Origin of the sequence: Candidatus Sororendozoicomonas aggregata (genome assembly GCF_031528575.1) — a bacterium.
In the GTDB taxonomy this organism is placed as follows: Bacteria; Pseudomonadota; Gammaproteobacteria; order Pseudomonadales; family Endozoicomonadaceae; genus Endonucleibacter; species Endonucleibacter aggregata.
In genome coordinates this window covers 21,786-42,735 of the sequence record NZ_JAVLSP010000001.1, presented here as the reverse complement: position 1 = coordinate 42,735, position 20,950 = coordinate 21,786, and the positions used below count along the sequence as shown (strand labels likewise).

Below are 20,950 nucleotides of genomic sequence, written 5' to 3'. Positions count from 1 at the left end.
TCGTGGCCCGTAAAACCCCGATCAAACGCTACCGCAACATCGGTATTTGTGCCCATGTTGACGCGGGTAAGACAACCACTACTGAGCGTGTGTTGTTTTACACAGGTCTGAGTCACAAGATTGGTGAAGTCCATGATGGCGCTGCCACCATGGACTGGATGGAGCAGGAGCAAGAGCGTGGTATTACTATCACCTCTGCAGCCACTACCTGTTTCTGGCGTGGTATGGATGCTCAGTTTGATGAGCACCGTATCAATATTATCGACACCCCAGGACACGTTGATTTTACTATCGAAGTGGAGCGTTCCCTGCGTGTCCTTGACGGCGCTGTCGTTGTGCTGTGTGGTTCCTCCGGTGTTCAGCCACAGACAGAAACCGTGTGGCGTCAGGCAAACAAGTACGAAGTCCCTCGTATGGTGTTTGTGAACAAGATGGACCGTACCGGTGCTGACTACAAGATGGTTATAGACCAGCTCGGTGAGCGCCTTGGCGCCAATGCTGTGCCTATGCAGATGACCATCGGCTCCGAAGACGAGTTCAAGGGTGTGGTTGACCTGGTTAAGATGAAAGCTATCATCTGGAATGAAGCTGACCAGGGGATGACGTTCACTTATGAAGATATTCCTGCTGAGCTGGCCGATACCTGCGCTGAAATGCGTGAATACATGGTCGAGGCAGCGGCTGAATCTTCTGAAGAGTTAATGGAAAAATACCTTGAAGAAGGTGATCTGACCGAGGAAGAGGTCAAGGCAGGTATCCGCGCCCGGACACTGGCGAACGAAATCGTGCCGGTATTCGGTGGCTCCGCGTTTAAGAACAAAGGGGTTCAGGCTGTGCTGGATGCCGTTGTCGAGCTGATGCCAAGCCCTATTGAAGTGAAGGCGATTGAAGGTATTCTCGACGACGCTGAAGACACGGTCGCTACCCGTGAAGCTGACGATGACGCGCCATTTGCCGCGCTGGCATTCAAGATTGCCACGGATCCTTTTGTCGGGACGTTGACCTTCGTTCGGAACTACTCCGGTGTGTTGAAATCGGGTGACACTGTCTACAATCCGGTTAAGCACAAAAAAGAACGTGTTGGCCGTATGGTGCAGATGCACGCTAACAACCGTGAAGAGCTCAAGGAGTGTCTGGCCGGTGACATTGTCGCCTTGATCGGCATGAAAGATGTCACCACCGGTGACACCTTGTGTGACATGAATAATGTCATTACGCTCGAGCGTATGGAATTCCCGGACCCGGTAATCTCCGTAGCGGTTGAGCCAAAGACAAAAGCGGATCAGGAAAAAATGGGTATTGCCCTGGGTAAGCTGGCTCAGGAAGATCCGTCTTTCCGTGTTCACACTGACGAAGAAACGGGCCAGACCATCATCTCTGGTATGGGCGAGCTGCACCTGGATATCATCGTTGATCGAATGAGGCGTGAGTTCAAGGTTGAAGCGAACATTGGTAAGCCGCAGGTTGCTTACCGTGAGAAGCTCAAGACCAGCGTTGAAGCAAACCACAAGTTTGCCCGTCAGTCTGGTGGTCGTGGTCAGTATGGTCACGTGGTTATCGAATTCTCTCCGGCTGAAGAAGAAGGTCTGGAATTCGTTAATGAGATCGTGGGTGGTGTTATTCCCAAGGAATACATCCCGGCTGTACAGAAGGGTATCGAAGAGCAGATGCAAAACGGTGTTATTGCCGGTTATCCTCTGCTGGGTCTGAGAGCTCGTCTGTATGACGGATCGTTCCACGATGTTGACTCCAGTGAAATGGCGTTTAAAATCGCCGCTTCACAAGCGCTGAAGAAATACGCGCCGCAGGCTGATCCTGCCCTGATGGAGCCTATGATGAAAGTTGAGGTGGTGACACCGGAAGACTACATGGGTGATGTTATGGGGGACTTGAACCGTCGTCGCGGTATTGTTCAGGGTATGGAAGATAGCACTTCCGGCAAGGTCATCCGTGCTCAGGTGCCGCTGGGTGAAATGTTCGGCTATGCCACTGACCTGCGTTCAGCAACTCAGGGACGTGCGACATACTCCATGGAATTCGACGAGTATGCCGAAGCACCTAACAGTGTTGCTGAAGCAGTGATTAAAAACCAGGGTTAATCCCCGATCCATTGATATCAAGGGTTAAGAGAAATGGCTAAGGAAAAATTTGAGCGTAGTAAGCCGCACGTAAACGTCGGCACCATCGGTCACGTTGACCACGGTAAAACGACTCTGACTGCTGCGCTGACTCGCGTTTGCGCAGAAGTCTGGGGTGGTGACATCAAGGCGTTCGATCAGATCGATAACGCGCCAGAAGAGCGTGAGCGTGGTATCACCATCTCCACTGCTCACGTAGAGTACGATTCTCCTACTCGTCACTACGCTCACGTAGACTGCCCAGGGCACGCTGACTACGTTAAGAACATGATCACAGGTGCCGCTCAGATGGACGGTGCCATTTTGGTCTGTTCCGCCGCTGATGGCCCCATGCCTCAGACGCGTGAGCACATCCTGCTGTCCCGTCAGGTAGGTGTTCCTTATATTGTTGTCTTCCTGAACAAAGCTGACATGGTAGACGATGAAGAGCTGCTGGAACTGGTTGAAATGGAAGTACGTGAACTGCTGGATACGTACGAGTTCCCAGGTGACGATACGCCTATCATCATTGGTTCCGCACTGATGGCGCTGGAAGGCAAAGATGACAATGAAATGGGCACCACTGCTGTTCGTAAGCTGGTGGAAACCCTGGACGAGTATATCCCAGAGCCTGAGCGTGCTGTTGACCAGCCTTTCCTGATGCCTATCGAAGACGTCTTCTCCATCGCTGGCCGTGGTACTGTTGTTACCGGTCGTGTTGAGCGCGGTATCGTTAAAGTGGGCGAAGAAATCGAAATTGTTGGTATCAAAGAGACGACCAAGACTACCGTTACCGGCGTAGAAATGTTCCGCAAGCTGTTGGATGAAGGCCGTGCTGGTGAGAACGTTGGCTGTCTGCTGCGTGGTACCAAGCGTGAAGACGTTGAGCGTGGTCAGGTTCTGGTTAAGCCAGGCACTGTGACACCTCATACCAAGTTTGAGGCAGAAGTTTACGTTCTGTCCAAAGACGAAGGTGGTCGTCACACGCCATTTTTCAAAGGCTACCGTCCTCAGTTTTACTTCCGTACTACTGATGTTACCGGTGCTGTTGAACTGCCAGAAGGCGTTGAAATGGTAATGCCTGGCGATAACGTAAACGTTAACGCTACTCTGATCGCTCCTATCGCCATGGAAGACGGCTTGCGTTTCGCTATCCGTGAAGGTGGCCGGACTGTTGGAGCCGGTGTTGTCGCTAAAATCATCGAGTGATCATGATGCAGGCATCGTCTGCTAGTGCAAACAAGCGTTAATAGACATACAACCATCACTTTGGTCACTTCTCGAAGGTGGGAGTCCATTTTCTGGTAGATTCCCGCCTTCGCGGGAATGACGACTGTATGGGTACCAGCGCTTAACGGCACTAGTGAATAGGTTTAATGTTAAAAGCCCGACTATTTGTCGGGCTTTTTTGATTGGAGGCTATTATCTTCAGGCTCTATATCGATCAGACTGTCTTGCCAACTGGCTTGATTGCCAGCACGACGCTTAACGTCTTCTGCGAGCGCTTCTTTGTATCGACTCAGTCCTGCCGTATGTTTCTTTTCCACCTCTTGCTTTGCCGCATAAGTCGCTTCTCCTTGTGATTCACGTATTGCTTGTTCTGCCTGGTGTTTTTGGAGAAGTCTTTGCTGCTTTTGCGCTTCGTACAAATTAACGAGATCATCGTCGTTAAGGTTCTTTCGATCAGGATTATTGGCTTCTAGCTGGCCAACAGACTGTGAATTCAAAAATGCCTGTATATCCCCATTGTTAAATACATGGCCTTTTTTGAACAATTCCGGGTTTTTAGCAGAGGCTTCAGGGTTCCATACTGTGTTACCAAAGGTACCATCACTATAAACAGGTCGGCCAGCGATAACCTGATCAGCCGTTACTAAAGGGGTAATGACCTCACGCGCATCTCTGGCCATTTCCCAGGCTTCAGTGAATGTTTCATCGTGTGGCGCAGGGTTTTGTTGGGTCAAGTGTTGTGATAAGTCAGCCGTGATAGCAGGAACCGTGAGATAGATCCACCTGGCAGGCTTTTCTTTTGACTCTGGCTGCTCGCCTAAGCCTGTTGTTGCGGTATAAGTACCCGAAGCGCTGTGGAGAAAGTGGTCAGACGTGGAGACAACCCCGCCCGTCCAGCCATGTTTTTTAGGGTCGTGCTCTGTGTTATAAGCATTGACATAAGCCTCATTCAGTAACCCTTGTTGATAGCCGACCTGAGAAAGCAAGCGTGGTTTGAACCCTGATTTGAAAATAATTTCCGGCCCCTCACTCACGCCACGGAAAAGCGCTTGTGTATTGTTGGTTTTAAACTGAGTGCCATGGCGTACCTCGAACTCTTTTACTGTACGCAGGCTCATTGCCTGTTGATAGCCTCGATCCTGCTCATATAGCCGGTTAGAAGCATGGTTTATTCGGTCTTTTACTTTTTTAAGTGTGGTGAATGTCACCTTGTGATAATTATCAGGATCGTCTTCTGATAATTTTAACAACTCTTCCAGACTTTTGTTTTGTAGTTTTTTATAGTCTTTAGTGAATGCTGAAATCAGGCTTTTGTCTGTTTTTCTGGCCCTGTACTGATCATTAACGGTTTTTTCAAACTCTTCCAGCAATAATTTTTTAATGTTGGCTTCATATTTTTCTGCGATTTTTTTTGTGTCTTTTGTTTTTTTGAAGCTTTCTTTATACTCTGATATGGCCTTTTTTAAGTCGCTTTTAATTTTTATTTTTCTGAGCTTGGGAAGCTGTTTCCAGTTTTTTGTGACGGATATCAGTTTTCCGTTATAGTCAAGAATTGTCCTTTCATGTCGCTGGATTTCTATTTTTGTTTTTAAATGAGTGGCAGTTTGTAATGGTAGTTTTTTTTCATGGGCAAGTTTTTCGATAATCTGTTCGATATGGTTTAACGATTCCTTGTCGTAGCAGTGATAGATGACGTTTTTGCAGTAGTCGTATAGCATAGGCTGCACTGCATTTTTAATATACTCATCCATAACCATGACATCACATTTTTTGGGGTATCGAAAAGGTGATAAGCTGTTTTTTTGATACCAGTACTCTCTGCCAATCAACTCGTGTTTTCGTAAGTGGTTAATGGCTTCAATGCCTTTTAGAAACGCTGACTCTCTCTCTTTAAGGGGGAGACTACTGTCATTAAAAGAAGCGGCGGCATGTTTCCAGTGGTGTCTGTTGAGTATGGATTTTTCTGCCCTGGCAATGTCTTTTTGAGCAGTGACCTTCATCTTTCTTGCGTACGTCCATTGACTGTAGTCAATAGTTGGGTCAAGTGCTTTTCTTAACTTTATATGGGGAGCCGTTTCAACATGTCTTTTTATACCTCGACTGTTTCTGAGGTTGCGTAATAAGAGTTTTTCTTCTTCTTTGGATGCAACCGCTCTGATCGTATTTTTTTCATCGTGAAAAAACAAGTTTCCGTAACGATCAAGCTGATGAAGGATGTGCTCAATGCTGCTGTCATTGCGGCACTGTTTGATCAGCTCTTCACAGTATGCCTGGCAGCTTGGCCTTATCTCTGGTGGCAGCGGTGTTTTCAGTGGCTGGGAAAGGTCTAGCTGCCAATCGTCAAGTCCTGCTTTTTGGGCGGCTTCAAACGCCTTTTGGAGAAGGGCTTCTTGAAAATCGGGTGGGGTATCCTCTTGTGGAAGATCAAAGAAGTCATCAAGCCTTTTTGCCACAGCATCAGGGGAGAAAAAAACGCTGTCGTGAACTTTGATAGCTCTTGCAAAAAGCGGCGTATTCACTGAAGTGGAAACACGTGACCTTGCAGTGCTGAGAAAAGGCTGTATTTTCGTTGTTGTGATTGTGCGTAAGCGATGCTTGGCTGGCCTGGAAGACGGCGATGCATTGGGTAATACAGAGGGAGAGCTGCGATGCGATTCAGTCCCTTTGACTGGCATGTAAGTTCCTCAGTAAAAATAAATCGTAAATATACCCGTGGTCTTTCAAACCGCTACTTTGTTGGTGGCATTGGGTATAGTGAGTATTTATCTAAACACTATAGCTTTTGCGTTGTGATGTGTTTGCCTGCCAGGATAAGAGCCGACTTTCTGACTGACGCTTCGGGGTGTGCTGGATTTTTTATCGTCGTTATACGTATTTTCCGTTGACCCATATCTGAGGGTGTGACAGAATGCGTTCTGTCATCAATAATACGATGTCTGATGAAAATAATAATAAGGGATAGTAATTATGGCAGCCTTACTGTTTTATAATGAGCCAGCATTCCTGAATCGTGAAGTGCACAAAACATTGACGTTTAAAGCAACGAATGATTTTTCGTTTACTGAAAGTGTCAATTCTGTGCCACTGACGGGCATTGAGTTTTTCGAGGCAAGCCGTGATATGCCGGTGCTGTTCAGCCGGGATGAAAAAGGCGACTTTTTCCCTCTGGCGCTCCTGTCCCTGATGCAGGAAGGCCACAAACAACTGAACGAGGCCGGTGCCTGGAATGAAAGCTATATTCCTGCCTTTGTCCGCCGTTATCCCTTTGCGCTTACTGATGAGGGCACTGTGTGCTTCGATCAGCAAGCCCCCCAGTTCAGCACCGACGATGGCGAGGCTCTGTTTAAGGAAGACGGGGAGAACTCAGAAACATTAAACAATGTTATTCAGTTTTTGAATAACTTTGATAACCAATACAAAACCACCCGTGAATTTACCGCCGAATGTAAGGCACTGGATCTGCTAACAGCTTTCAACCTGCAAGTGATGCTTGATAAAGATCACCCATTGCGTCTGGAAGGCTTATATGTGATTGATGAAAAGAAGCTGGCAGAACTACCGGAAGAAAAAGTCGGTGACTGGTTTAAGAAAGGCTGGCTGGCGTGGAGTTATGCGCATTTGCACTCTCTGGGAGCACTGAACAGGTTGGTGAAACGCCAGAAGGTTGAGCCTTCTGGAGAGGTGGTCATTAAAAAGTCCGATGGAAAGCATGAAGAAGAAAAAGCTGGCGTATAATAGTAAAGTGCTCCCCAAATGGGGGTAGCAGAGATATAACCCTGAATTCAGCAGTGGATCGCTGTTAACTTGCTGAGCGCCTTATTTCTCATAGAAAAAATGGCATTCAACTGCTGAATTCAGGGTAACAGGTAGTCTCTCGTGAGAATTTTTAATGCTTATGAAAAAAATTATTTTAATATTTTCTATAATGGCATTTTCAAAAAATTCAATTGCTTTCTCTAATGAAAGCTGTGGTGTCATTGGTGGTGGGCATTATATACCAAACAGAATATTTACTCATAGTGTTAACTATTTTGAAGTAACAGATTACGAGTCTTTAATTAAAGAAGTAGAAGCAGGGCATGAATATATTTACATTCCTTCAAATACGACTATTCATATTCCAAACTTGCCAAGAGCTCTTGAAATAAAAAGTGGTCAAACACTTTTCAGTGACAGGGGGGTTAATGGTAGTCCGGGAGGAAGGTTGTTGGTTTCTGAAAATGAAAATAATAATGAGGATAACTACCCGGTTATTACTATTGGCAGCAATGCCAGAGTTACTGGATTGAGAATTGAGGGGCCGGTAAAAGAAGCAGAATCAGTTAAAAAAACTATTGGCATACAAACATTGGAGAATAGTAAAAATATTCAAATAGACAACAATGAGCTGCATGGGTGGCCCTGGGCAGCCTTTTCTATAAAAAAATCTAAAAATGCATCCGTTAATCACAATTATATACATCATAATATAAAATCGGGGTTAGGTTATGGTGTTGTTGTGCAGAACGGTAATGCCAGCGCAGAAATCAGCTGTAATGTTTTTGATGCAAACCGTCATGCTATAGCTGGTTCCGGGCTTGCAGGGGAAGGTTATTATGCGCACCATAATTTAGTGATGAACGGTGGTGGTCGAGGTGCTTATCACCAATTTGATATGCACAGTGATAATGATGGCAATGGTGGAAAATATGTAATTATTACTGATAATTGGTTTAATTTTGGTGATTATGGAACCAGCAATAGATCTTCTGCAATGATTAGAGGAGTTCCAACGGATGGTTCTGCGACGATAAAAAGAAACTGGGTCAAATCATCATTTTATATAACTGATACCACTACAGCTTTTACTGGGGTTAAAGGGTCTATACTTGATGATCTAAGTTTGATAGCGCATAACATATTTAACGTTGATTTTAAGTTTGAAGAAAGAACGACAGGTAATTGTGTTATGAGTGTTAATGGAAAAGAAAGCCCTGTAATTTGTGAAGGTGTTGGGTTTTAATTTTTATTCAGTTAATGGGGTAAAGGTAGGCGTTGTGTATAATTCTCTTTTATCATTTTTTTGATGGGAAAGGTGCTTTGATGCTAGGAGCCTGTCCGAGAATAGACTGCGCTATTGCGGTTGCGATAAATTGGTCTAAAAATTTCTGCTTCTTCATCAAATAACCCCGCTATTCTCCTCAGAAACAGAAATTTTTATCCTCAATTTCTCGCAATCCTCGCTAAGGGCGCTATTCTCGGTCAGGCTCCTAGACAATTAGAGTGGGTTTTATTGAAATTTAAGTTTTCCCCTCCCTTAAAAAAGGGAGGGTATCGTTGAATTAACTTCCAACTTTAACCAAATTACCTCCATCTGTGTGCGAAAAAGATTTGCCATAAATAGCTAAATCAGTTGTTTGTGTGTAGGATAATTTATTTTTTTCTATTTTAATATTCATAACAAAACTATTTGTTTTTGCGTTTTTGTTCATGAAGTTTGATTCTGCTATTCCTTTATCAGAGGACTTCAACGTCATATTCAATCCTGCTTTACCTTCAGCCGTCACACAAGTCGCTCTTGGTATGCAGAATGAATTATAAACGGTTTCTCTTTCCTTATCATAGATGAAGTAGCCGCGCTGATCATGAAATTTAGTATTATCAGATTTTCTGAAGACTTCTTGTTTATAATACAGTGCTACCAGGTGTTGCTTGCTGGCATTTGTTGCATCGGCAGCGACCTCAAAAGTAAATTTTTCATAAAATGGAGAGACTGCTGGTTGACCAGGTGCCACACCCTCTTTTGCTTGTGATGGCGCTAAGTCAACACCACCAGTATCTGTGGACTCCCATGAACCCACTAATAGAGCAAGTGGGCCAAAATCCTTGCCATCTATCATGGTAGAGTTTGAATAACCTGATGAGCAGAAAGCAAGAGTATATAAACCGGTAGCAATTATTTTTTTCATAAAAAGTCATTATTGTTTTATAAGAATAATGATAATACCTATAGCAGCTTGAAAACAGAAGTGCTGGGCCTGAAAAAAATACTCTTGTTGAAACCTTTTTAAATGAAAATATCTGGTCCGACAGACACACAATAACCGGGAAGCAGTCTTAAAAGTCATGCTCCTACCGCGGCTAAGATAAATGGGTCTAAAAAGTCGCTTTTGTTCGTCAAATAGTCCCGCTATTCTCCTCACAAAAGCGACTTTTTATCCTCCATTTCTCGCAGTCCTCGCTACGGGCAGACTTTTAAGACTGCTTCTTAGCGGACCCATGCAGGGTAAGCACTTCGCTCACCTTTTATTTTAAGTACTTTTTAAGTACTTTTAAGGTCTTCAACGAGGGTCTTTGCTGCTTATTCCCCTTGTCCAATCTCCATAACTCCCTCTATTGTGTTCACCTACGATGCAGTGCGTTGCAAGGCGTGTTCAACTGTCATATTCACATTCTCCAAATGTTCGACAATTAAAAAAATGATAAATCCTCTTTAGGGTACCTCTATTAACGACTAATTATTCATTTATTAATTGTTTGTTGCCACAGGTTTGGTAAGTGCGTTGGCTAAAAAAATTAATAGAATAGAAGTGTCCTCATATACCCGGGCGTCTGAGATTAATCGTTATTTTTCATGCACTCTGATGTTCAAGAGTTGTTGCACATAAAAAATATTATTAATGATGGTTGCTCTACGTGAACCGCCACTTATTAACCCTATTGCATGTTCATCCCGGTTTAAAACCAGGCTCCCAGAGTCACCTGGCCCACTCATAGCTGTGGCTAATATCTGTCTTGCGAATCGCGCTCTTCGTCCACTCCAGTTTAGATCCAATGTTGTGTTAATAGTCCTAATTTTTCCTGTTGTAAATCCCGTTGTACGACCACATTTTTGTACAATATCGCCAACACGTGGGGACGTATATAAATCTTTTACATGGCTTGCCCAATAGATTTCACGATCGAGGTTTTGTAAGTTACCTTCCGCAATAGCGGCGTCAACATAGTTTAGCGGTTTTCTAAAGGCAGTTGAATATTCAATGGGCACATAACGTGTTAGTCGAGCAATCATATCACGCGGATAAATGCCACCATCAGCAAGAGCCGGCTGTAAGATTGGATCACCAATCAGGGCGTTGTCTAAACTGGTCAAGATATGGTTGCTACTTAATAGGTAATATCTCTTGGGTATTTTGGGAAAAGGGTCAAAGTCGTAACAGCAAGTGCCGATAGTTCCTGTGATTACTGATCGGTAGCGACTACAACTAAAGCCACCTTGTGCCGGGCGTATTCTTCGTGACAGATATGCCGGCTTTTTTGGTGGGGCACCAAAGTTATAGCCTGATTCAGGCAGCAATAAAGGCGAAGGATCACCCTCTGCAATGGGAGAATCATGAATACTTCTTTCCTGCACGTAGTTTGAATAGTTACCTCCGGCAAAAAATTCCCCAACTTCAACGACATCTGTTGGTGTCTTTTTCTCACCCACACAGCGTGGAATCAAATCTGCGCTAGCAAGCATAGATTTTGGCAACTTTGAGGAAACCAATGCAGTGATGCATGGCGTTCCGGTATCTGCCTCTCCTTTTTGTTTTGTGCCGATGCCAACACCGACGACATTCGGTAAATTGAGTAGTGATGTTTCTTCTCGTTCCTGAATTGATGCGAGTTCGAGTGATGCTTTGGGTAAAGTTTGCATGTTGATACTCAATGTTAAAGAGTGGCTGTTTAACAGTTTTTTCGAATAAAAAAATCAACAGAATAGAAGTGTCCTCATATGCCCTCGGTATATAACCGGGCGTCTGAGATTAATCGTTATTTTTCATGCAGTCTGACGTTTAAGAGTCGTTGTATATAAAGAATATTATTAATAACGGTTGTTGTACTTGAACCGCCAATGATTAACCCTACTGCATGCTCATCCACGTTTACAACCAGGCTCCCAGAGTCACCAGGCTTGCCCATATTGGTCGCTAATATCTGTTTCGCAAATCGCACTTTTCGGCTATCACCGTAGTATATATCCACTGTCGTATTAATAGTAGTAACTCTTCCTGTTGTAAACCCCGTTGCGCAGCCACATTTTTGTACAAAATCGCCAACATGTGGGGACGCATATAAATCTTTTATATGGCCTCCCCAATAGATCTTGCGATCGAGATCTTGTAAGTTACCTTCTGCAATAGCGGCGTCAACATAATTTATCGGTTTGCTACAGGCAGTGGAAAATTTAATGGGGACAAAACGCGTTAGTCGAGCAATCATATCACGCGGATAAACGCCACCATCATTAAAACCCGGCTGTAAGATTGGATCACCAATCTTGGCGTCGTTAGACCTGGCTAAGATAAGGTTGGTACTTAATAGGTAGTATCTACTGGGCATTGAGGGAAAAGGATCCGAATCGTAACAGCAAGTGGCGATAGTTCCTGCGTTTGCTCGGTAGTGACCACAACTGAAGCCACCTTGTGCCGGGCGTATTCTTCGTCTCAGAAGATCTGCCAGGTTACCAAGGTTATAGCCTGATTCAGACGGCAATAAAAGCGAAGGATCATCGTTCGCAATGGGAGAATCATGAACACTTTTTTCCTGCACGTAGCTTGAATAGTTACCTCCGGCACCTCCGGCAAAAAAATCGCCAACTTCAACAACATCTGTTGGTGTCTTTTTCTCACCCACACAGCGTGGAATCAAATCTGTGCTAGCAAGCAGTGACTTTGGTAACTTTGAGGAAACCAGTGTAGTGATGCATGGCGTTCTGGTATCTGCCTCTCCTTTTTGTTTTGTACCGATGCCAACACCGACGACATTTGGTAAATTTAATAGTGCTGTTTCTTCTCGTTCCTGAATTGATGCGAGTTCGGCTGATGCTTTGGGTAACGTTTGCATGTTGATACTCAGTTTTAAAGAGTGGTTGTTTAACAATTTTTTTGAATTTCCCGTAAAGGTATATTTCCAACCTGGTTATCTACAGGCAGCACTTCCCTTGATGAACAGATGAAACGCCTGAAAATTCTTACAAAGAAAGGGTATATGCTTTTTTGTGTCCATCCACGACGAAGTGGGTTGTAAGGCGTGTTCAGCTGTCACATTCGCCTTCGCCAAATGTTCGATAATTAAAAAAATGATAAACTCTATTCAGGGCACCTCTTAACGACTAATTATTAATTTATTAGCTGTTTTTTGCCTCAGGTTTGGCGAATGCGCTGGCTAAAAACAATCAATAGAATAGAAGTGCCCTCATATACCCTCACTATATACCCGGGCGTTTTAGATTAATCGTTATTTTTCATGCACTCTGACTTTCAAGAGCGCTTGTACAAAAAGAATATTATTGATGATGGTTGCTGTACTTGAACCGCCACTTATTAACCCTACTGCATGTTCATCCAGATTTAAAACCAGGCTCCCAGAGTCACCTGGCTCATTACTCATACCTGTGGCTATTATCTGTTTTTCAAATCGCGCTTTTCGACCGTTACTGTAGTTCATATCCAATGTTGTGTTAATAGTAGTAACTCTTCCTGTCGTAAATCCCGTTGTGCGACCAGATTTTTGTACAATATCGTTAACACTTGGGGTCGTATATAAATCTTTTACATGGCCTCCCCAATAGATCTTGCGATTGAGGTCTTGTAAGTTACCTTCTGCAATAGCGGCGTCAACATAATTCACCGGTTGGCTACAGTCAGTCGAAAATTCAATGGTCACATAACGTGTTAGTCGAGCAATCATATCACTCGGATACATGCCGCCATCACCAAGAGCCGGCTGTAAGATTGGATCACCAGCTCGGGCGTCGTTTAAACTGGCTATGGCACTGTTGGTGCTTAGTATGTAGTATCTCTGGGGCATTGAGGGAAAAGGGTCCAAATCGTAACAGCAAGTGGCGATAGTTCCTAAGCCCGTCAGGTAGTGACCACAACTAAAGCCACCTTGTGCCGGGCGCATTCTTCGTGTAAGAGATGCCGATGTTGCTGTTGCTGGGCCGTCACCAAGGGTATAGTTTGATTCAGACGGCAATAAAAGCGAAGGATCACCATCGGCAATGGGAGAATCTTGAACACGTTTTTCCTGCACAGGGTTTGAATACTCACCTCCGGCAAAAAAATGGCCAACTTCAACAACATCTGTTGGTGTCTTTTTCTCACCCACACATTTTGGAATCAAATCTGTGCTGGCAAGCAGGGACTTTGGAAACTTTGAGGAAACCAATGCGGTGATGCAGGGCGTTCCGGTATCTGCCTCTCCTTTTTGTCTTGTGCCGATGCCAACACCGACGACATTCGGTAAATTGAGTAGTGCCGTTTCTTCTCGTTTCTGAATTGATGCGAGTTCGAATGATGCTTTGGGTAACGTTTGCATTTTGATACTCTATTTTTTGAAGATTGGTTGTTTAACAATTTTTTGGAATTTCCCGTAAAGGTATATTTCCAGCTTGGTTATCTATAGACAGACCTGCTTTTGATGAACAGAGAAATGCCTAAAAATTCTTACAAGCAAAGGTCATATAGTCTTTACCATGGATACGGTAAGGAAGTGCCTGGTGCGCGTAATGCGGTCATAACCACCTGTCGCTAAAAATGCCCACGTAGCGACAGGTCTAGCGCTCCGATGGCTCCCAAACATCTGAATGCCTCTGAATTTAAGAACAAAAAAAGGATAAAAGCAACGTATAAAAAGCATAAAAAAGGGTTATAAATCAGATATATTGATCGCGTCTATTCAATAGACTCAGCTTTGCTGATATCCTTATCCGGTTTTCCTGTGGCAGTGATTAACGTTTTATGTGTTCACTAAGAAGCAGTCTTAAAAGTCATGCTCCTAAGTACATGACCATTTGCTTTTCAAGTTGGCCTACAGGCCTTGCAAGGCCTGCCAGCAAGAAAATATATGTTTTCATTTGGTCATGTACTTACTGCGGCTACGATAAATGGGTCTAAAAAGTCGCTTTTGTTCGTCAAATAGTCCCGCTATTCTCCTCACAAAACCGACTTTTTATCCTCCATTTCTCACAGTCCTCGCTACGGGCAGACTTTTAAGACTGCTTCTAAGATACCACAGAGGTGTTGTGAAAAACGGTAAAGCATCTTTAGGCGTACGACGATGACTGTTTATATGTTTATATGTTTATATGTTTATATGTTTATAAAGAATGTGTTTACAACGCAAATGAGCGCAGTACTCACGAGCGCGAAGTGAATATGGCCGCTCTTTCTGGATTTCAGGCCAAAATTGCCTTAAGTCCGACAGGCTCCTGGTCGCGTCTTGGGGGAGGGAGTCCAACAATCGTCACCAGCCATTAAAAAACTTTCTTCACCACAGGTAATACCCATCGACTAACTACTAATTATTCATTGTTCTTTGCCTCAGGTTTGGCGAGTACGTTGGCTAACAACAATTAGTAGAATAAGTAGAATAGAAGTGCCCTCACATGCCCCCAGTATATACCCAGGCGTCTGAGATTAATCGTTATTTTTCATGCACTCTGATTTGCAAGAGTTGTTGTACATAAAGAATATTATTAATGACGGACACTGAATTTGAACTGCCACACATTAATCCTACTGCATGTTCATCTGTATTTACAACCAGGCTCCCAGAGTCACCTGTCATGCTCATACGTGTGGTTACTATCTGTTCTGTAAATCGCGCGACTTTGCCACCAACGTAGCCTACATCCAATGTTGTGTTGATCGCAATAACTCTTCCTGTTGTAAATCCCGTTGTGCGACCACATTTTTGTAAAATATCGCCAATACTTGGGGTCGTATATAAATCTTTTACATGGCCTCCCCAATACATCTCGCGATTGAGGTCTTGTAAGTTACCTTCCGCAATAGCCGCGTCAACATAATTCAACGGTTTACTGGAGTCAGTGGAAAATTCAATGGGGATAAAACGCGTTAGTCGAGCAATCGTATCTTGCGGACAAACGCCACCATCAGCAGGGCCCGGCTGTACGATTGAATCACCAACCCGGGCGTCGTTTAAATCGGCCAAGACATGGTTGTTACTTAATATATAGTATTTCTCGGGCATTGAGGGAGAAGGCAGCGAATCGTAACAGCAAGTGCCGATAGTTGCTGTGGTTGTTCCTCGGTAGTGACCACAACTGAAGCCACCTTGTGCCGGGCGTATTCTTCGTGTCAGAGTTGTCGTTACTTGTTGGTCACCAAGGTTATAGCCTGGTTCAGGCAGCAATAAAGGTGAAGAAAAAGGCGAAGAATCATCGTTCGCAATGGGAGAATCATGAATACTTTTTTCCCGCGCGTCGTTTGGATAGTTACCTCCGGCAAAAATTTCTCCAACGTCAATAACATCTGTTGGTGTCTTTTTCTCACCCACGCAGCGTGGAATCAAATCTGTGCTGGCAAGCAGGGACTTTGGCAGCTTTGAGGAAACCAATGCGGTGATGCATGGCGTTCCGGTATCTGCCTCTCCTTTTTGTTTTGTGCCGATGCCAACACCGACGACATTCGGTAAATTTAATAGCGCTGTTTCTTCTCGTTGTTGAATTGATGCGAGTTCGAGTGAGGCTTTGGGTAACGTTTGCATGTTGATACTCAATGTTAAAGAGGGGTTGTTTAACAACTTTTTCGAATAAAAAAATCAATAGAATAGAAGTGCTCTCATATACTCTCAGCATATACCTGCCCGTCTGAGATTAATATTTATCGTTCATGCACTCTGATTTGCAAGAGTAGTTGTACATAAAAAAGATTATTAATGATGGATATTGAATTTGAATAGCCAAATATTAATCCTACCGCATGTTCATCCGCGTTTACAACCAAGCTCCCAGAGTCACCTGGCATGCTCATACGTGTGGTTACTATCTGTTCTGCAAATCGCGCGAATCTGCCGCCAAAGCATTTTACATCCAATGTTGTGTTAATAGAAATAATTTTTCCTGTTGTAAATCCCGTTGTGCGACCACATTTTTGTAAGATATCGCCAACACTTGGGGCCGTAAATAAGCGTTTTACATGGCCTCCCCAATAGATCTCGCGATCGAGGTCTTGTAAGTTACCTTCCGCAATAGCCGCGTCAACATAATTCAACGGTTTGAAAGAGTCAGTGGAAAATTGAATGGGCACATAACGTGCGAGTCGAGCAATCATATCTTGCGGATAAACGCCACCATCACCACGACCCGGCTGTAAGATTGGATCACCAATCTTGGCTTTGTTTGAATCGGCCAAGACATGGTTGTTACTTAATATAAAGTATCTCTCGGGGATTGAGGGAAAAGGCAGCACATTGTAACAGCAAGTGCCGATAGTTCCTGTGATTGCTCCTCGGTAGTGACCACAACTAAAGCCACTTTGCGCCGGGCGTATTCTTCGTTTCAGAGATGTCGGTGTTATCTGTTGGTCGCCAAGGTTATAGCCTGATTCAGGCAGCAATAAAGGCGAAGAATCATCCTTTGCAATGGGAGAATCATGAACACTTTTTTCCCGCGCGTCGTTTGGATAGTTACCTCCGGCAAAAATTTCTCCAACGTCAATAACATCTGTTGGTGTCTTTTTCTCACCCACGCAGCGTGGAATCAAATCTGTGCTGGCAAGCAGGGACTTTGGCAGCTTTGAGGAAACCAATGCGGTGATGCATGGCATTCCGGTATCTGCTTCTCCTTTTTGTTTTGTGCCGATACCAACACCGACGACATTCGGTAAATTTAATAGCGCTGTTTCTTCTCGTTGTTGAATTGATGCGAGTTCGAGTGAGGCTTTGGGTAACGTTTGCATGTTAATACTCAATGTTAAAGAGGGGTTGCTTAACAACTTTTTCGAATAAAAAAATCAATAGAATAGAAGTGCTCTCATATACTCTCAGCATATACCTGCGCGTCTGAGATTAATATTTATCGTTCATGCACTCTGATTTGCAAGAGTAGTTGTACATAAAAAAGATTATTAATGATGGATGTTGAAATTGAACTGCCACATATTAATCCTACCGCATGTTCATCCGCGTTTACAACCAAGCTCCCAGAGTCACCTGACATGCTCATACGTGTGGTTACTATCTGTTCTGCAAGTCGCGCGATTTTGCCATTAGGGTATTTTATATCCACTGTTGTGTTAATAGAAATAATTTTTCCTGTTGTAAATCCCGTTGTGCGACCACATTTTTGTAAGATATCGCCAACACTTGGGTCCGTAAATAAACGTTTTACATGGCCTCCCCAATAGATCTCGCGATCGAGGTCTTGTAAGTTACCTTCCGCAATAGCCGCGTCAACATAATTCAACGGTTTACTATAGGCAGTGGAAAATTCAATGGGGATAAAACGCGTTAGTCGAGCAATCATATCTTGCGGATAAACGCCACCATCAGCAGGACACGGCTGTAAGATTGGATCACCAATCCGGGCTTTGTTTGAATCGGCCAAGACATGGTTGTTACTTAATATAAAGTATCTCTCGGGGATTGAGGGAAAAGGCAGCGCGTCGTAACAGCAAGTGCCGATAGTTCCTTTGTTTACTCGGTAGTGACCACAACTAAAGCCACTTTGCGCCGGGCGTATTCTTTGTGTCAGAGTTGTCGTTACTTGTTGGTCACCAAGGTTATAGCCTGATTCAGACGGCAATAAAAGTGAAGGATCATCGCCCGTAACGAGAGAATCATGAACACTTTTTTCCCGCGCGTCGTTTGGATAGTCACCTCCGTCACCTCCGGCAAAAATTTCTCCAACGTCAATAACATCTGTTGGTGTCTTTTTCTCACCCACGCAGCGTGGAATCAAATCTGTGCTGGCAAGCAGGGACTTTGGCCACTTTGAGGAAACCAATGCGGTGATGCATGGCATTCCGGTATCTGCTTCTCCTTTTTGTTTTGTGCCGATACCAACACCGACGACATTCGGTAAATTTAATAGTGATGCTTCTTCTCGTTGTTGAATTGATGCGAGTTCGAGTGATGCGTTGGGTAAAGTCTGCATGTTGATACTCAATGTTAAAGAGGGTTTGCTTAACAATTTTTTCGAATAAAAAAATCAATAGAATAGAAGTACTCTCATATACTCTCAGCATATACCTGCGCGTTTGAAATTAATATTTATTGTTCATGCACTTTGATTTGCAAGAGTAGTTGTACATAAAGAATATTATTAATGACGGATGCTGCAGTTGAACTGCCGCATATTAATCCTACCGCATGTTCATCCGCGTTTACAACCAGGCTCCCAGAGTCACCTGACATGCTCATACGTGTGGTTAATATCTGTTCTACAAATCGCGCGATTTTGCCTTTAGGGTAGTTTATATCCACTGTTGTGTTAATAGTAGTAATTTTTCCTGTTGTAAATCCCGTTGTGCGACCACATTTTTGTAAAATATCGCCAACACTTGGGGCCGTAAATAAACGTTTTACATGGCCTCCCCAATAGATCTCGCGATCGAGGTCTTGTAATTTACCTTCCGCAATAGCCGCGTCAACATAATTCGACGGTTGACTGGAGTCAGTGGAAAATTGAATGGGCACATAACGTGTTAGTCGAGCAATCATATCTTGCGGATAAACGCCACCATCACCACGACCCGGCTGTAAGATTGGATCACCAATCTTGGCTTTGTTTGAATCGGCCAAGACATGGTTGTTACCTAATATATAGTATTTCTCGTGCATTGAGGGAAAAGGCCGCGCGTCGTAACAGCAAGTGCCGATAGTTCCTTTGGTTACTCGGTAGTGAGCACAACTAAAGCCACTTTGTGCCGGGCGCACTCTTCGTGTCAGAGTTGTCGTTACTTGTTGGTCACCAAGGTTATAGCCTGATTCAGACGGCGATAAAAGCGAAGGATTGTCGTTCGCAATGGGAGAATCATGAACACTTTTTTCCCGCGCGTCGTTTGAATAGCTACCTCCGGCAAAAAACTCTCCAACTTCAACGACATCTGTTGGTGTCTTTTTCTCACCCACACAGTGTGGAATCAAATCTGTGCTGGCAAGCAGGGATTTTGGCCACTTTGTGGAAACCAATGCAGTGATGCATGGCGTTCCGGTATCTGCCTCTCCTTTTTGTTTTGTGCCGATGCCAACACCGACGACATTCGGTAAATTCAGTAGTGCTGTTTCTTCTCGTTGTTGAATTGATGCGAGTTCGAGCGATGCGTTGGGTAAAGTCTGCATATTGATACTCAATGTTAAAGAGGGGTTGTTTAACAATTTTTTCGAATAAAAAAATCAATAGAATAGAAGTACTCTCATCTATCCGTGCGTTTGAGATTAATCGTTATTTTTCATGCACTCTGATTTGCAAGAGTCGTTGTACATAAAGAATATTATTAATAGCGGTTGCCTGAGGTGAACCGGCACATACTAACCCTACCGCATGTTCATCCCGGTTTAAAACCAGGCTCCCAGAGTCACCTCCTTCACACATGCCTGTGGCTACTATCTGTCTTGCAAATCGCGCTTTTCGGCCATAATGGTAGTTTAGATCCACTGTTGTGTTAATAGTAATAATTTTTCCTGTTGTAAATCCCGTTGTGCGACCACATTTTTGTACAATATCGCCAACGTTTGGGGATGTATATGAATCTTTTACATGGCCTCCCCAATAGATTTCGCGATCGAGGTCTTGTAAGTTACCTTCCGCAATAGCCGCGTCAACATAATTCGACGGTTGACTGGAGTCAGTGGAAAATTGAATGGGGATAAAACGCGTTAGTCGAGCAATCATATCTTGCGGATAAACGCCACCATCACCAGGACCCGGTTGTAAGATTGGATCACCAATCTGGGCGTTGTTGAAATTGGCCAAGACATGGTTGTTACTTAGTATGTAGAATTTCTTGGTTTCTGTGGGAGAAGGCTCCCAATCGCAACAGCAAGTGGCGATAGTTCCTGAGTTTTTTATTCGGTAGCTACCACAACTAAAGCCGCCTTGTGCCGGGCGTACTCTTCGTTTCAGAGATGTCGGTGTTATCTGTTGGTCGCCAAGGTTATAGCCTGATTCAGACGGCGATAAAAGCGAAGGATTGTCGTTCGCAATGGGAGAATCATGAACACTTTTTTCCCGCGCGTCGTTTGAATAGCTACCTCCGGCAAAAAATTCTCCAGCTTCAACGACATCTGTTGGTGTCTTTTTCTCACCCACACAGTGTGGAATCAAATCTGTGCTGGCAAGCAGGGATTTTGGCCACTTTGTGGAAACCAATGCAGTGATGCATGGCGTTCCGGTATCTGCCTCTCCTTTTTGTTTTGTGCCGATACCAACACCGACGACATTCGGTAAATTCAGTAGTGCTGTTTCTTCTCGTTGTTGAATTGATGCGAGTTCGAGTGATGCGTTGGGTAAAGTCTGCATGTTGATACTCAATGTTAAAGAGGGGTTGCTTAACAATTTTTTTGGAATTTCTCGTAAAGATATATTTCCAGCTTGGTTATCTATAGACAGATCTTCTTTTAATGAACAGAGAAATGCCTAAAGATTCTTACAGGAAAAAGTCATATATTCTTTACCATGGATATGGTATGGAAGTACCTGGGAGCCTGTCGTTTTGCCGAATTTGCCGAATTTGCCGAATTTGCCAAATAAGCACAGCAGGTAATCGCTATAAGTACATGACCAAATGAAAACATATATTTTCTTGCTGGCAGGCCTTGCAAGGCCTGTA

At 44.0% G+C, this 20,950-nt stretch carries 14 protein-coding genes; 4 read left to right on the top strand and 10 right to left on the bottom strand.

Translation table 11 applies throughout. From position 1 onward, the window contains the following. The first annotated feature begins 2 nt into the window (after positions 1 to 2). Both fusA and tuf read left to right on the top strand, forming a co-directional pair. Positions 3 to 2,099 carry an elongation factor G gene (gene fusA / locus V4C51_RS00085; protein ID WP_330923944.1) on the top strand — a complete coding sequence of 699 codons (2,097 nt, stop codon included), beginning with the start codon at positions 3 to 5 and terminating at the stop codon, positions 2,097 to 2,099. A gap of 33 nt (positions 2,100 to 2,132) precedes the next feature. Further along, entirely contained in the window at positions 2,133 to 3,326 is a 1,194-nt protein-coding gene (gene tuf, locus V4C51_RS00080) for an elongation factor Tu (RefSeq protein WP_330923942.1), read from the top strand. A 182-nt stretch (positions 3,327 to 3,508) separates the two neighbouring features. Here the strand turns inward: tuf and V4C51_RS00075 are convergent, their stop codons facing one another. Further along, positions 3,509 to 6,022 carry a hypothetical protein gene (locus tag V4C51_RS00075; protein ID WP_330923940.1) on the bottom strand — a complete coding sequence of 838 codons (2,514 nt, stop codon included), beginning with the start codon at positions 6,020 to 6,022 and terminating at the stop codon, positions 3,509 to 3,511. A gap of 292 nt (positions 6,023 to 6,314) precedes the next feature. Between V4C51_RS00075 and V4C51_RS00070 the strand changes: the two genes are divergently transcribed. Both V4C51_RS00070 and V4C51_RS00065 read left to right on the top strand, forming a co-directional pair. Continuing rightward, positions 6,315 to 7,082 (top strand): SapC family protein, encoded by a 768-nt coding sequence (locus V4C51_RS00070; RefSeq protein WP_330923938.1) that lies wholly within the window; start codon positions 6,315 to 6,317, stop codon positions 7,080 to 7,082. A 160-nt stretch (positions 7,083 to 7,242) separates the two neighbouring features. Then, complete coding sequence (locus V4C51_RS00065) at positions 7,243 to 8,349, top strand: hypothetical protein (protein ID WP_330923936.1); 1,107 nt, start codon at positions 7,243 to 7,245, stop codon at positions 8,347 to 8,349. A 319-nt stretch (positions 8,350 to 8,668) separates the two neighbouring features. Here the strand turns inward: V4C51_RS00065 and V4C51_RS00060 are convergent, their stop codons facing one another. The 9 genes from V4C51_RS00060 to V4C51_RS00020 all read right to left on the bottom strand — a co-directional run bounded on the left by V4C51_RS00060 (position 8,669) and on the right by V4C51_RS00020 (position 20,640). After that, positions 8,669 to 9,295: a heme-binding beta-barrel domain-containing protein gene (locus V4C51_RS00060; RefSeq protein WP_330923934.1), complete on the bottom strand. Its 627-nt coding sequence runs from the start codon at positions 9,293 to 9,295 to the stop codon at positions 8,669 to 8,671. Positions 9,296 to 9,951: 656 nt separating this feature from the next. After that, a complete protein-coding gene (locus V4C51_RS00055; RefSeq protein ID WP_330923932.1) occupies positions 9,952 to 11,025 on the bottom strand; it encodes a chymotrypsin family serine protease in 1,074 nt (357 codons plus the stop codon). 116 nt (positions 11,026 to 11,141) lie between these two features. After that, a complete protein-coding gene (locus tag V4C51_RS00050) occupies positions 11,142 to 12,215 on the bottom strand; it encodes a chymotrypsin family serine protease (RefSeq protein ID WP_330923930.1) in 1,074 nt (357 codons plus the stop codon). A 393-nt stretch (positions 12,216 to 12,608) separates the two neighbouring features. Then, positions 12,609 to 13,691 carry a chymotrypsin family serine protease gene (locus V4C51_RS00045; protein WP_330923928.1) on the bottom strand — a complete coding sequence of 361 codons (1,083 nt, stop codon included), beginning with the start codon at positions 13,689 to 13,691 and terminating at the stop codon, positions 12,609 to 12,611. Between the two features lie 1,107 nt (positions 13,692 to 14,798). Then, positions 14,799 to 15,884 carry a chymotrypsin family serine protease gene (locus V4C51_RS00040; RefSeq protein ID WP_330923926.1) on the bottom strand — a complete coding sequence of 362 codons (1,086 nt, stop codon included), beginning with the start codon at positions 15,882 to 15,884 and terminating at the stop codon, positions 14,799 to 14,801. Between the two features lie 116 nt (positions 15,885 to 16,000). After that, positions 16,001 to 17,077 carry a chymotrypsin family serine protease gene (locus V4C51_RS00035; RefSeq protein WP_330923924.1) on the bottom strand — a complete coding sequence of 359 codons (1,077 nt, stop codon included), beginning with the start codon at positions 17,075 to 17,077 and terminating at the stop codon, positions 16,001 to 16,003. A 116-nt stretch (positions 17,078 to 17,193) separates the two neighbouring features. Beyond that, on the bottom strand, positions 17,194 to 18,273 hold the full coding sequence (locus V4C51_RS00030) for a chymotrypsin family serine protease (protein WP_330923923.1): 1,080 nt from the start codon (positions 18,271 to 18,273) through the stop codon (positions 17,194 to 17,196). 116 nt (positions 18,274 to 18,389) lie between these two features. Continuing rightward, positions 18,390 to 19,460 (bottom strand): chymotrypsin family serine protease, encoded by a 1,071-nt coding sequence (locus V4C51_RS00025; protein WP_330923921.1) that lies wholly within the window; start codon positions 19,458 to 19,460, stop codon positions 18,390 to 18,392. 103 nt (positions 19,461 to 19,563) lie between these two features. Further along, positions 19,564 to 20,640, bottom strand: coding sequence for a chymotrypsin family serine protease (locus V4C51_RS00020; protein ID WP_330923919.1), 1,077 nt, complete (start codon positions 20,638 to 20,640; stop codon positions 19,564 to 19,566). Positions 20,641 to 20,950: the final 310 nt, after the last annotated feature.

Excerpts from the sequence above, each read along its gene's own strand:
- tuf (WP_330923942.1), top strand. The coding sequence starts at position 2,133 with ATGGCTAAGGAAAAATTTGAGCGTAGTAAGCCGCACGTAAACGTCGGC.
- V4C51_RS00075 (WP_330923940.1), bottom strand. The coding sequence starts at position 6,022 with ATGCCAGTCAAAGGGACTGAATCGCATCGCAGCTCTCCCTCTGTATTA.
- V4C51_RS00070 (WP_330923938.1), top strand. The coding sequence starts at position 6,315 with ATGGCAGCCTTACTGTTTTATAATGAGCCAGCATTCCTGAATCGTGAA.
- V4C51_RS00065 (WP_330923936.1), top strand. The coding sequence starts at position 7,243 with ATGAAAAAAATTATTTTAATATTTTCTATAATGGCATTTTCAAAAAAT.
- V4C51_RS00060 (WP_330923934.1), bottom strand. The coding sequence starts at position 9,295 with ATGAAAAAAATAATTGCTACCGGTTTATATACTCTTGCTTTCTGCTCA.
- V4C51_RS00055 (WP_330923932.1), bottom strand. The coding sequence starts at position 11,025 with ATGCAAACTTTACCCAAAGCATCACTCGAACTCGCATCAATTCAGGAA.
- V4C51_RS00050 (WP_330923930.1), bottom strand. The coding sequence starts at position 12,215 with ATGCAAACGTTACCCAAAGCATCAGCCGAACTCGCATCAATTCAGGAA.
- V4C51_RS00045 (WP_330923928.1), bottom strand. The coding sequence starts at position 13,691 with ATGCAAACGTTACCCAAAGCATCATTCGAACTCGCATCAATTCAGAAA.
- V4C51_RS00040 (WP_330923926.1), bottom strand. The coding sequence starts at position 15,884 with ATGCAAACGTTACCCAAAGCCTCACTCGAACTCGCATCAATTCAACAA.
- V4C51_RS00035 (WP_330923924.1), bottom strand. The coding sequence starts at position 17,077 with ATGCAAACGTTACCCAAAGCCTCACTCGAACTCGCATCAATTCAACAA.
- V4C51_RS00030 (WP_330923923.1), bottom strand. The coding sequence starts at position 18,273 with ATGCAGACTTTACCCAACGCATCACTCGAACTCGCATCAATTCAACAA.
- V4C51_RS00025 (WP_330923921.1), bottom strand. The coding sequence starts at position 19,460 with ATGCAGACTTTACCCAACGCATCGCTCGAACTCGCATCAATTCAACAA.
- V4C51_RS00020 (WP_330923919.1), bottom strand. The coding sequence starts at position 20,640 with ATGCAGACTTTACCCAACGCATCACTCGAACTCGCATCAATTCAACAA.